This is a genomic window from Rhodococcus sp. M8 (genome assembly GCF_015654185.1).
Classification (GTDB): domain Bacteria; phylum Actinomycetota; class Actinomycetes; order Mycobacteriales; family Mycobacteriaceae; genus Rhodococcus; species Rhodococcus aetherivorans.
The window spans coordinates 2932760-2944599 of the sequence record NZ_CP064065.1 but is presented as its reverse complement, the minus strand read 5'-3'; the positions used below and the strand labels follow the sequence as shown (position 1 = coordinate 2944599).

At 67.9% G+C, this 11840-nt stretch carries 12 protein-coding genes and 1 pseudogene; 5 read left to right on the top strand and 8 right to left on the bottom strand.

All coding sequences use genetic code 11. The features are described from left to right. Nucleotides 1–7 precede the first annotated feature (7 nt). From ISO16_RS13170 to ISO16_RS13150, 5 genes and pseudogenes are all read right to left on the bottom strand, one after another. Complete coding sequence (locus ISO16_RS13170) at nucleotides 8–511, bottom strand: aromatic-ring-hydroxylating dioxygenase subunit beta (protein WP_029546282.1); 504 nt, start codon at nucleotides 509–511, stop codon at nucleotides 8–10. Next, on the bottom strand, nucleotides 504–1784 hold the full coding sequence (locus tag ISO16_RS13165) for an aromatic ring-hydroxylating oxygenase subunit alpha (RefSeq protein WP_006931795.1): 1281 nt from the start codon (nucleotides 1782–1784) through the stop codon (nucleotides 504–506). The genes ISO16_RS13170 and ISO16_RS13165 overlap by 8 nt, the downstream gene beginning before the upstream one ends. 48 nt (nucleotides 1785–1832) lie before the next feature. Further along, nucleotides 1833–2333, bottom strand: coding sequence for a nuclear transport factor 2 family protein (locus ISO16_RS13160; RefSeq protein WP_072636336.1), 501 nt, complete (start codon nucleotides 2331–2333; stop codon nucleotides 1833–1835). Between the two features lie 3 nt (nucleotides 2334–2336). Beyond that, nucleotides 2337–2699 carry a hypothetical protein gene (locus ISO16_RS13155; protein ID WP_072636335.1) on the bottom strand — a complete coding sequence of 121 codons (363 nt, stop codon included), beginning with the start codon at nucleotides 2697–2699 and terminating at the stop codon, nucleotides 2337–2339. A 53-nt stretch (nucleotides 2700–2752) separates the two neighbouring features. Then, nucleotides 2753–3936 (bottom strand): annotated as a pseudogene (locus ISO16_RS13150) (acyl-CoA dehydrogenase family protein). Between the two features lie 154 nt (nucleotides 3937–4090). Here ISO16_RS13150 and ISO16_RS13145 point away from each other — a divergent pair. The 3 genes from ISO16_RS13145 (at nucleotide 4091) to ISO16_RS13135 (ending at nucleotide 7603) form a co-directional block, all read left to right on the top strand. Then, entirely contained in the window at nucleotides 4091–5560 is a 1470-nt protein-coding gene (locus ISO16_RS13145) for a PAS domain S-box protein (RefSeq protein ID WP_006931801.1), read from the top strand. 217 nt (nucleotides 5561–5777) lie between these two features. Beyond that, nucleotides 5778–6476 (top strand): response regulator transcription factor, encoded by a 699-nt coding sequence (locus ISO16_RS13140; protein ID WP_072636334.1) that lies wholly within the window; start codon nucleotides 5778–5780, stop codon nucleotides 6474–6476. Nucleotides 6477–6499: 23 nt separating this feature from the next. Continuing rightward, a complete protein-coding gene (locus tag ISO16_RS13135) occupies nucleotides 6500–7603 on the top strand; it encodes a sensor histidine kinase (protein ID WP_230304543.1) in 1104 nt (367 codons plus the stop codon). A 27-nt stretch (nucleotides 7604–7630) separates the two neighbouring features. On the opposite strand, the gene ISO16_RS13130 is transcribed toward ISO16_RS13135, so the two are convergent. Continuing rightward, nucleotides 7631–8263 (bottom strand): ferritin-like domain-containing protein, encoded by a 633-nt coding sequence (locus ISO16_RS13130; protein WP_072636379.1) that lies wholly within the window; start codon nucleotides 8261–8263, stop codon nucleotides 7631–7633. Nucleotides 8264–8486: 223 nt separating this feature from the next. Between ISO16_RS13130 and ISO16_RS13125 the strand changes: the two genes are divergently transcribed. Beyond that, nucleotides 8487–9917, top strand: coding sequence for a DUF1254 domain-containing protein (locus ISO16_RS13125; protein ID WP_072636332.1), 1431 nt, complete (start codon nucleotides 8487–8489; stop codon nucleotides 9915–9917). 62 nt (nucleotides 9918–9979) lie between these two features. Here ISO16_RS13125 and ISO16_RS13120 read toward each other — a convergent pair whose 3' ends face one another. Next, nucleotides 9980–10777, bottom strand: coding sequence for an SDR family oxidoreductase (locus ISO16_RS13120; RefSeq protein WP_072636331.1), 798 nt, complete (start codon nucleotides 10775–10777; stop codon nucleotides 9980–9982). 101 nt (nucleotides 10778–10878) lie between these two features. On the opposite strand from ISO16_RS13120, the gene ISO16_RS13115 reads away from it, so the two are divergent. Beyond that, complete coding sequence (locus ISO16_RS13115; protein WP_006931807.1) at nucleotides 10879–11166, top strand: hypothetical protein; 288 nt, start codon at nucleotides 10879–10881, stop codon at nucleotides 11164–11166. Here the strand turns inward: ISO16_RS13115 and phoU are convergent. Next, the gene (phoU, locus tag ISO16_RS13110) at nucleotides 11117–11788 is read right to left on the bottom strand and encodes a phosphate signaling complex protein PhoU (RefSeq protein ID WP_006931809.1); all 672 of its coding nucleotides are present in this window, start codon (nucleotides 11786–11788) and stop codon (nucleotides 11117–11119) included. The two genes, ISO16_RS13115 and phoU, sit on opposite strands and share 50 nt — an antisense overlap. Nucleotides 11789–11840: the final 52 nt, after the last annotated feature.

The following is an 11840-nucleotide window of genomic DNA, read 5'->3' as shown; positions in this document are numbered from 1 at the left end:
CGGCCCCCTACAGCAGGTAACCCGAGGCGCTGACCGCGTCCTCGCTGTCGATGAGCCGCACGACCTTGAGCGAGATTCTGTCCCCGTCCGCTCCGAGAACGATCCGGTGGGTCAGCTCGGCGCCGAGCGTCGTGAATTCGTTGCGCTTGAACGCATTGAGGATCTGGGCCGATCGGAGAGTGACCGAGGTGTCGGTGATTTCCTCCACGGTGAACCGCGAGACGATCCGCACGGTCCGGGCCGCGGCCACCGCGGAGGGCGAGTAGCCCTGCATCATCCGCTCGACGCGCAGGTGCCGCATGCGCTTGTCGTCGTAGACCATGTTCAGGCCCGCGGCGAAGTCGTCGGTGTCCGGATCGATGGGAATCACGTAATGTGCGTCGTCCGTGTACATCTGCTCCCAGGCTCGATAGTCCTTGGCGTCGAGGACCTGAGCTTCCTTCCAGACGAGCTCGATGGCCCGGAGGGTACGGGAGTCCGTCAGGGTCGGCATCGGTACGACCTCAGTCATTGCTCATCATCTTCTTCCACATCGCGTAGGCTTCCCGCATCCCCGTCTCGTCGGTGACATGAGAGGTGGGCCAGCCTTCTTCGGTCGTGTACTCGCGTCCCTCGCCGCGGTTGACGAGGATCGGCATGTTCGGATTGCCGCCGGCCCCGATCTGCACCCGGATCCAACCCTCGGCGTCGTCGGGACTACCGAAACCGAACGGCCCCTGGAAGTGCTCGTGGATCCTCAGTCGCTCGCGGTTGACGCTCTCGGGCCCGCCGTCCATGCCGAGGGCCATGTGCCAGATCTCGGTCTCGTCGACGGAGAGAGGGATCAGGACCCGGAAGAACGACGACGACATCGCGACGTTCGGGAAGGTGTTGAGGTTGAACCCGCAACCGTGCATGGAACGCATATAGCGACGGATCCGTTCGGGGCTTTCTCCCGCGGCGGCGAGTTCGTCGACCAGATGCTGGAAGCGGGGCTGGATCTCCTCCGTTCCGTCGTCCACATCGAGATCCGCGTGGGCCGCGGCCATGATCGCGACGCTGTGCCCGTTGCCGAGGGCGTGGGTCTCGGCCGCGGGGTCGTCCATGAACGACATCATGTCCGCCGTCTCGGCGTCGACGGAGGCCATCCACGACTTGTGCACCATCGGGAAGTGGTACCCGTCCGTGGTGTTCTCGAGCTGGATCTTCCAGTTCCCCTTGAACCGGAACTTGTGAACGCCGAGCACCTTGGTCGGAAATCCGTTGCTCTGCTTGAAGAAGCGTTCCATCCAGATCTTGGCGTCGCCGAGGAAGTCCTCGAGCGGCTCGGCGTCCTGGTCGAAGGTTGCCCAGATCATCCCCAGGTAGCTCTCGGTGCGCAGCGTCTGGAGCGGGAAGTCCTTCTTGTCCACGACGCCCTCGTAACCGTCCGGGTAGGGGATGCCGCGAAGACGTCCGTCGAGTGCGTAGGACCAGTTGTGGTACGGGCACGTGAAGCCGTTGGCCTTGCCGCTGCGCTGGTCGCACACCGTCGCCCCGCGATGCCGGCACCGGTTCAGCAGGGTGTTGAAGTTGCCCTTGCGATCCCGGGTCACGATGACCGGCTGGTCTCCGACCTGGGTGGTCTTGAACGAACCCGCCTCCGGGATCTCGCTCTCGTGTGCCACCCACACCCAGGTCTTGTAGAAGATCTTCTTCATCTCCTCCTGGAAGATGTCCGGATCGGTGTACAGCCGGCCCGCGACCCGGTCGTTCGCGACGAGGTCCGCGTAGGTGCGTGCGGTGGGTTCTTCTGTCGTCGTCATGTGATTCCTTCGTTCGTGAAGTGCAAGGGCGGGCATCACCGGGATGCATCAGATCCGTTGGAACATAGCCTCGGCGGGCAGCGGCGCGGCGAACATCCGGCGGGTGCAGAACCGGCTCATGTGAGCCGCCGTACGTCCCCCGGTCCGGCCCAGGTCGAAGTCGATCGTGAGCCGGGCGCAGAGAATCTCGGCCGTTCCCGTCGCATAGAGCGACAGTTGCTGCATGATCCACTGCCCGCTCGCACGGTTGCCGTCGAGACGGATCTGCTCGCTCCCGAGGAGATGCACGTTGCGGAGGAAGTGGTCGGCCGGCGGCAGGTACCGGGACACGAGGGCCACGATTTCGTCTCGGCCCCGGGCGATTCCGAATTTGCCGGCGTACTCCGGACCCAGTCCTTCCCAGGTCGCGTCGTCGGTGAACAGGACGCCGAGCTGATCCGGGCTCTGCAGCGGGCCGGGCACGTCACACAGGTCCAGATAGCGGGCGAGACAGTCGCGGACGGCCTCCTTCGCCTCGACCACCTCGAGGCGGTGCTCCGTGTCGGTCACGGATCAGACCCCGACGTCGGCGCGGATCGTCAGCTCTCGGCCCATGCGGGCCTCGATCTTGAAGTACTTCCAGAGGGCGTACTCGCCGATCATCGTCGTCCGCAACAGGTTGCACGCGGCCCGCACGGTTTCCTGGTCCTTCACGTCGGCCAGGACGTAGCAGGTCCAGGGCCAGCCGTCGGACGGGCCCACCATGTGGGCGTCGTCGTCGAACGTGCCGATGACATGGATGCCGTCCATGTCCGCGAGATTCGAGAGCATGGTGGAGATGCCGACCCACACCGGGCCGATCTCCGCCTTCGGCAGGTCGAAGAAGTTCTGGTTGTTGCCGATGCAGAACAGGGTGCGCAACGGTTCGGCGGTCATGGGGCGTCCTTTCGCTGGGAAGGCAGGCGCTGGTCTCGAAGATCCCGCCCCGGTCAGGGGAAACTGGGGATCCCGGGTTCCAGGCCGAGGAGAACGGCTCCGGCCGCCTCGAAGGTGTTGGTCTGAAGCATGGCGTGCTGAGCCGGGACGAGAGCGTCCCGAAGGTAGCGCTGCAGCGGGTGGCTCTCGTAGATCGCCCCGGTGCCGGCCAGGTCGAACGCGGCGAGCACGACGTTGCGGCCGACGTGGGCGGCCTGGGTTGCTCCCAGGCGGAGCAGGGCCGTGTACTCGTCGGTGATCTCGTCGCCGCGGACCGCCAGGTCCCACACCTCGTCGGTGATCTCGTAGAAGAAGGCCCGAGCGGAGCGGAGATCGGCCTCGGCGCGGGCCAGGCCGGTCTTGTAGGCGGGCCGGTTTCCCTTGCTGTCACCGCCGGTGATGCTGGATCGGACCGCTCCGACCTCGTGGACGTAGTCCAGCGCGCCGCGGGCGGCGCCGAGAGTCACCACCGCCAGCACCTGGGCGGCGTAGGCGAGCGACGGATACCGCGTGAGCGGCTCGTCGATCAGGGAGCGCCACCGCGGACGAACGTCATCTCCTCGGGGACGAAGAGCCTGTCGGCCTTCACTGCGTGTGACCCCGTCGCCTTCATTCCGGCGACATCCCAGTTCTCCACGATCTCCACGTCGGCAGGGTCCACGAGGGCGGTCAGTGGCTTGCCGTTCGTTTCCGGGCCTCCGGCGAGACCGATGCCGAGGATGTCGGCGCCCAGGCATCCGCTGGCGAACTGCCAGAGCCCGCTGCACAGGTAGCCGCCGTCCACCTTCTCGGCCTTCTGCATGGGGAACAACCCGCCGGCATAGGCGACGTCCGGGCCGTCGGAGTAGATCTTCTCCTGGGTTTCGACCGGCAGGGCCGCGAAGTACACGAGCGAGGATCCGAAGCTTGCCACCCACCCGGTGGCCGGATCCACCGCGGAAATCCGCTCGACCTGCCTCATGAAGGAGGAGGGGGCCATCGGTTCTCCGCCGAACCGTGCCGGGGTCGACGCGCGGTAGAGTCCGGCCTGCTTCAAGAGCGCGATGAAGTCCTTCGGCACGAATCGTTGCCGGTTGAACTCGTCGCGCCGGTCCAGCAGCACGGCGAGGGCGTCCTCGAAGGCCTTCTCCCGGGCAGGGCCCACCGCTGCCGCCTGCACTGGTTTCATCGTGCTCCGGATCGCCATCGTCGTCTCCATCCACCTCGTCGTGTCGCGCTGAGGAAAACGCTAGGAAAGGTTCGGACGAGGCGGTATCGGGATTTCCTCCGCCGGTCATAAAGCATTCCCCTATGGTCGATCCGCCGCTCGTGGGTCGACAATGAACCGTCACGGCACCCGGAGGTGAGGATCGATGTTCCCGACAGGCCGCGACTTCCAGGAGATGGTGGAGAAGACGGAAACAGGGATCCTCATCCACGAGGCCGCGTCCAAGAACATCCTCTGGGCCAACCCCGCCGCGTGCCGGATGTTCGGTTTCACCCTCGACGAACTGCGACCGTTGAAGGCCCACCACATGAGCAGCCAGGAGCGTCAGTACCGGCGCTCGGTCGGGGTGGCGTGGTTGCAGGACGCGGTCGTACACGGCTCGAGCCGCAGACAGTGGAAGTACCGGACCAAGGACGGTCAGGACTTCCTGGCAGATGCGGTCGCCTCGCTCCTGACCTTCCAGGACGGGCAGGTCGTGATGGTCGAGTTCCGCAACATCGCCGAAGAGGTGGAGCTCCAGGAGGAGCTCAGCTGGGTGTCGCAGTCCCTACAGCGCATCATGACGCACACGTCGGCGGGCATCGTGGTGCTCGACGAGATGAACTGCATCGAGGACATCTCGCCGCTCGCGGCCCAGCTCTTCGGCAGAACGCCGGACGAACTGTCCGGTGTGTACCTGGAGGATCTGGGCCGGTGTGAGCCTCGCCTGACCGCCGAGCCCGTCGTCGCCAAATTGGACGCGGCGGCCGGGCCGGTGGGCATCATGCAGGAGATCGAGAAGAGCGACGGCAGCACCACCTGGCTGGCCGGCTTTCTCGAGGCCGTGGTGCACGACGGAATGACGTCCCGGGTGCTGACGATCCGTGACGTGACGGATCGCGTGGAGTGGGAACGCCGGCATGCGTATCAGGAGGCCAACCTCCAGTACCTCAGCCGGTACAACGCGATGGGTGACATGGCCATGATCCTCGCTCACGAACTCGGGCAGCCCCTCGCCGCCTCGACGAACTATCTGAGCGGCCTCAAGGCGCGCATCTCCGACCGATCCCTCGACCCCGAGGCGCTGAGCTACGGGTTGGACAGGATGGAGAAGCAGCTCGGCCGGGCGGCGGAAATCGTGTCCTCCGTGAAGCGCTACGTGCGGCGGATCGAGAGCACCAAGGCTGCCATAGACCTCAACGAGACGGTCGAGGAGAGTTTGTACTTCGTTCGTCTGCGGGCAGCCGAGCGGGGCGTGCACATATCGATCGACAGGTCCCGTTCCCCGTTGCCGGTGGAAGGAGAGAGCGTGCTGATCGGGCAGGTGGTCATCAACCTCTGCTTCAACGCGATCGACGAGATCGTGTTGCCCTCGACTTCCGTCAAGGAGCTGACAGTCCGGACGGCCCGGCGGGGTGAGTGGGCCTGCGTCTCCGTTCTCGACCAGGGACGAGGGATGGACGGTGCCTCGGGAAACCGTCTGGCCTCCGGGGCCTTCTCGGCCAAGCAGGACAGTTCCGGGATCGGCCTGATCATCTCGGAGCACATCGTCGAGCGACACGGGGGCAGCATCCGGTACCTGCCCAACCACCCGCACGGTACCGAGGTCCGGATGTGCCTGCCCATCTCCGAGTAACTGCGCCCACCTGGGTGGCAGCCTCGGGTGATGCGGATGTGTGCACGCTCCGCAGGACGGGCCGGAGACGTGGGCGTTCACGGGTTTGTGCAACGACACCTCCGCGGCGGGCTGCGCGGCTGGACTACCCTCGGTCTGCCCGTCGAACACCTCGAGGGACCCTCCTGTCCACAGCAGCCCGTCGCCCGGTCGGACCGGCGGATCGAAAGGGGAAACTGTGCCCCGCAGCGTCCTCGTCGTCGACGACGAACCCCACATCCGTCGCGTCCTGCGCGGCTACCTCGAGGCGGACGGCTACGACGTCATCGAAGCCGCAACGGGCTCGCAAGCGCTGACATCGGTGCAGTCCCACCGCCCCGACCTGGTGCTGCTCGACATCCGCCTTCCCGACCTCGACGGTCTCGAGGTGCTGCGCAGGATCCGCGGATTCTCCGACGTGTACGTCGTGTTGGTCACCGCGCGCGCCGAGGAGGTCGACAAGCTGGTGGGTCTGGCGGTCGGCGCCGACGACTACATCACCAAACCGTTCGCGCCTCGCGAGGTCGCCGCCCGCGTCCGTGCCGTCCTGCGCCGCGCCCGAGGCACCGACGGTGGGACCTCCCGCGTGGTCGTCGCCGGTCTGACCGTCGACCCCGACTCCCGGGAGGTGACGGTCGACAGCACTCCCGTGGAACTGTCCGCGCTCGAGTTCGACCTGCTCCTGGCCCTGGCCCGGGCGCCGGGCCGGGTGTACTCGCGCCGGCAACTGCTCGAGAAGGTGTGGGGCGGCGACTTCTTCGGTGACGAACGGGTCGTGGACGTGCACATCCGCAGCATCCGCCGGGCGCTCGGTGACGACGCCACCGCCCCCCGCTTCATCGGGACCGTCCGCGGGGTCGGCTACAAGTTCGTGGCCACGGCCGGGGCCGACCGGTGAACCTCGGCGGTTCCCGGTTTCCCGTGCCGAGCCTGACGACGCGGCTGTTCGTCTCCCATCTGCTGGTGGCGGTGGTCGGAGCGCTGGTCACCTTCGCCGTCGTCCGGGTCGCGGCGCCGGCGTTGTTCGACGAACGCGCCCCCGGTCCCGGCGGCGGCCGCAACCGCACGAACGGGTCTTCTCCGTTGCGCGAGGTCGTGGCCGATGCCGTGACGACGGCGTTGCTGCTCGGGGTGCTTGCCGGGGTGATCGCGGCCGCCGCGCTGGGTCTGCTGGCGTCCCGGCGCCTGCTGCGGTCGCTGCGGTCGGTGCGCTCGGGCACCCGGGCGATCGCCGCCGGTGACTACCGGCACCGCATCCCGGTGCCGCCGGAGGTCGAACTTGCCGCGGTCGCCACCGATGTCAACGATCTCGCCATCCGCCTCGCCGACACAGAAGCCCGGCGGGTCCGGCTGCTGTCGGAGGTGGCGCACGAGATGCGCACCCCGTTGACCGTGATCGACGGCTACGCCGAGGGTGTCCTCGACGGTGTCTTCGCACCGGCAGAGCTGGTCCAGATCGAAACCGAGGTGGGCCGGCTGCGCAGGCTCGCCGATGATCTGTCCACCCTGTCCCGGGCGGAGGAGGGCCGTTTGGACCTGCACCCGGACGACGTCGATCTGTCCGGCCTCGTCGTGCAGGTCACGGGCCGGTTGCGCCCGCAGTTCGACGATGCCGGCCTGACCTTGACCGTGCACCCGCCGTCCCGGCCGGTCGTGGTGTGGGCCGATGCCGACCGGATCACGCAGGTGCTGACGAATCTGCTCGGCAACGCCCTCGCCGCGACGGAGACCGGCGGCGTGAGCATCGACATCACCGCCGGTCGAGACGTCGCCACCGTCACCGTCACCGATACGGGCGAGGGACTCGACCCGGACGATGTGGAACGGATCTTCGAGCGCTTCTACCGGGTCCCGTCCCGGCGCCGGGGCGAGCACGATCTCGGCTCCGGCATCGGCCTGACCATCAGCCGGGGCATCGCCCGCGCCCACGGCGGCGACCTGTCGGCCGACTCTCCCGGCCGCGGTCACGGATCACGGTTCACACTGCAGCTGCCCACTCGAAGCGACCACCCGATCCGACACTGACACACCCGCGCCTTCCGCGGCCGTGCGCTACTCCGAGTGCTGCGGCCCCTGCCCGTGTCCCTGGCCCTGCCCGTGTCCCTGGCCCTGCCCGTGTCCGCCGGCCGGCTCCTCGCCGGTCAGGGCTGCCCGGAAGGCCTGCAGATGGTGCTCGGAACCGGTGCGCAGCTTGCCGTACAGGCGGTCGATCGCGTCCTCGTCACTTACCTCGATCGCGGTGGACAGTTCGGCGATGTCGGCGGCCTCGAGTTCGGCCCCGACCGCGTACGCCTCCTCGACCGAGGTCAGACCGCGGGCGAGCCAACCATCGTAGGCGCTCTCCAACTGAGGCTCGGCGTAGGTTCCGGCAGTGAGCCCGGCCGATGGATCGCTCACACCGTACCGACCGAGCAGAGCGCCGACGGCATCGTAGTGACGCTGTTCGCTGGCGGAGATGCGCTCGAAGATCTGTGCCCCCCACTTCTGCGCGAACTGCTGGTACAGATCTCGTGCCAGGCGTTCCTCCTCCCGCATCACCATCAGGTCGGACTGCTCCTGTGTGGACAGCGCACCGCCCGTGCCCTCGTCCGGCTCCTGGGCTGTCGCGACGGCCGTCCCGAATCCGGCGATTCCGATCGTCGCCCCTGCCGCGAGTGCGGCCACTGTCTTCCGCCAGGTGTTCATCACCGGCACCACCTTTCTCTCACCACCGAGTCAACGCACCGTCGGTGAAGAGTTCCCGTCCCGATGTGTGAAGCTTGTGTGAGAGGGCCACCGCAGGGACGGGTTCGGCAGATGCCGGGGTACTCGGCTTCCGCTGAGGGGAGCTATGGGCTTTGGACCCTAGAGAGCCGGTGATGTGATTCGTAGCGTCGGAGTCGGCGGCATCGCGACGAGGAGGCTGGCGATGATTGATACGACGGCGACCCCCATCCCGGCCGGCATCGAGTCGCCCGACGAGGTTCACACCCGGTTGGGCACGTTGCGGTTCTTCGACGGCTTCCCGGACGACGCGACGGTCCGGACGTTGTTCGACAACCTGGACTTTCAGCGTGCCGTGCAGGCGTACCTGCTGGCTCTGCCCGCGCTGAACATGGCGGCGATGCGCAGCGCGCTCCTCGAGTGGGGCCCGGTGAACTCGACGGCGTACGTCTTCGAAGACCTGATGCATCCGCGCACCGTGTGGCTCACGGCTAACACGAGCACGTCGTACACCGCCATCTGGATCGACCTGCGCGACGGTCCGCTCGTGATCGAGGCGCCGCCCGGCGTCCTGGGCGCGATCGACGACAGCTGGGGACGCTGGGTGGTCGACGTCGGCCTGACCGGACCCGACAAGGGCCGGGGCGGCGCCTATCTGCTGCTGCCCCCCGGCTACGACGGTGAGGTCCCCGGCGGCTACTTCGTGGTGCGGACCAACAGCTTCGGCATGGTGCTGTTCGTTCGGGGCTTCCTCGACGAGCACGGCGATCCCCACCCCGCCGTCGAGGTCATCAAGGACAAGACCCGGGCCTACCCCCTCGCGCTCGCGGACCGTCCGCCGTCCATGCGGTTCGTGAACGTGTCGCCCGAACCCATGGTCGGCGTCCCCCCGGCCGACTTCCGGGCGTGGGAAATGCTCGACGAGGTGGTGCAGTCGGAGCCGCCCGAGTCGTCCGATCCGCTCACCCTGGGATTCTTCGCCTCGATCGGCATCCGGCGCGGCAGGCCGTTCGACCCCGACGAGCGCATGCGCGCGATCCTCACCGAAGCCGCCGCGGTGGGTGACGCCACCGGTCGCGCCCTCACCTACCGGTTCCGGCAGTCGGAGGCCTACCGCTACCCGGGCAGTACTTGGCGCGCATTCTTCCTCGGTGGTCATCGGTTCGAGGAGGACGGGGTCGCTCTGCTCGACGCCGCCGCTCAGTTCAACTTCTCGGTGACCGGCGTGAGTCCGGCAGAGGACGTCGAGAGGATCGGCACCGGTTCCCAGTACGTCGTCGCGTGCGTCGACGCCGACGGCGCCCCGTTCGACGGCGGCCGGACCTACCGGCTCCGCGTCCCTGCGAACGTTCCGGCCGGCAACTTCTGGTCGATCCTCGCCTACGACACCCAGACCCGGTCCATGCTGCAGACCGGACAGGAGTGGCCGTCGGTGACGAGCCAGGACCGGGATTTCACCACGAACGAGGACGGCTCCGTCGACGTCCACTTCGGTCCCGAACCGCCCGAGGACGGTCACAACTGGATCCAGACCGTTCCCGGCAAGAGCTGGTGGGCCATGTTCCGGCTGTACGGTCCCCTCGCACCGTGGTTCGACAAGACGTGGCAGCTACCGGACATCGAGCGACTCGCGTAGAGGCGCCGACGCGGCCTCGTCGTGCCCTCCGCCCGGTACCGCGAGATCAGGTCGGTGCGATCTCAGATCTCGCGCCAGCTCTCCCCGGCCATGTCGTGGCCGTGTGCCGCCATGAGCATCAGCCCACCGTCGACCGGAATCGAGCCGCCCGTGAGGTACGACGAGCGCGGCGACGCGAGGAATGCGATGGCCGACGCGACCTCGTTGACGTGCCCGGGCCGGCCGACCGGGTTGCCGGGGCGGTCCTCACGATATGCCTGGGATTCGTCCATGCCCGTCATCGGGGTCGAGATCTCGCCCGGCGCAATCGCATTGACGAGGATGCCGTGCCGTCCCAGCTCGAGTGCGAGGCACTTGGTGAGCATGCCCAGGCCGGCCTTGGCGCTGCAGTAGGCGGCGGCGCCGAGCCGGGGGATGTGCTCGTGCACACTCGTGACGTTGATGATCCGGCCACCGCGGCCGCCCGCGATCATCCGACGGGCGGCGCGCTGAGCGCACAGGAACGGACCCTCGAGGTCGGTCGCGAGAACCTCCCGCCACGTGTCGTAGCTCAGGTCGAGGATCCGGTCCATGTGCCCGGTTCCGGCGTTGTTGACCAGAACGCCCAGGCCGCCGAGCTTCTCGGCGAGCGTGTCGACGACGTCGGCGGTGTCCGGACTGGTCAGGTCCTGGCGGACGACGAAGCAGCGCTGTCCGCGCTCCTCGATCCCGTCCCGGGTGTTCCGGGCCCCGGCCTCGTCGGTGTGGAACGTGATGCCTACGTCGAATCCCTCCGAGGCCAGCACCTCGGCGGTGGCTTTTCCGATTCCCGAATCGGCTCCGGTGACGATCGCAAGTCTCTCGGGTGCAGGAATACTCATGCAGGGCCTGTACCCACTCGTCGTCCCCTCCACGCCGATCGTTGGTCGACGGGCGCTCACCTCGAGTAACGTCATGACCGGTGAGCACAGGAGGTGCACCCATGACGACCTTTGCCGTGACCGACACCGGCGACGGGCTGGATGTCACCGTCGACGGCACGACCCACCGCCTCGGCGTGGCGGACGCGCGCCGGCTCGCACACCGGATTCTCGACGTCGTCCACGCCGCCTATCCCGAACGCACGGGCGCGGGACTCGAATCGTGGCCCACGGAGCGCCTGGAGGAGTTCGTCGCCGACCTCGAACGGACCGTGAACCCGGACCGGCCCGGGCACATTCTCAGGGCCGCTCGGGTGGAGCTGGATCGCCGTCGGGGCGCCGCCCGGTGATCAGGAAGATGACCCGTTCGGCCACGTCCACGGCCTGGTCCCCGAAGCGTTCGTAGAAGCGTGCCACCAGGGCGAGGTCGACGGCGGGGGTCACGCCGTGCGTCCACGCCGGGTCCCGGAGCGTCCCGAGCAGACGGGCGTGGACGGCGTCGAGTTCCGCGTCGGTGCTCCGGACCCGGGTGACCAGCTCCAGATTCGGCTCCGTGAAGACGTCACACAGTCCGCGCGCCATGCCGGCCGTGAGTTCGCCCATCCGGGCGATGTCGTCCCGGACCTCGTCGGGGGCGAGCTCTCCGGGGGTGCGCCGCCGGGCTGCCCGCGCGATGTGCAGGGCGAGCTGGCCCATCCGCGCCAGGTCGCTGCTCATCCGCACCGCCGAGAAGACGAACCGGAGATCGCCGGCCACCGGATGCTGCAACGCCAGGATCGCCACGGCCCGCTCGCTGCACTCGGTGTGCAACGTGTCGATCTGCTCGCCGAGATCGAGCGCCTCCTCGGCCGCGGCCACGTCGCCGTCGAGCAGCGCACGCGTCGACAGCTCCAGGGCCTTCGCCGCGAGCTCGGCGAGACCGCGGAGCCTGCCGGTGAGGTCGCGTAACTGTTGATCGAACGAGGCCCTCATGTACACCGATCCACTGCGCTGTCCTCCGTTGCCGTTACGGGGGTATACCCGG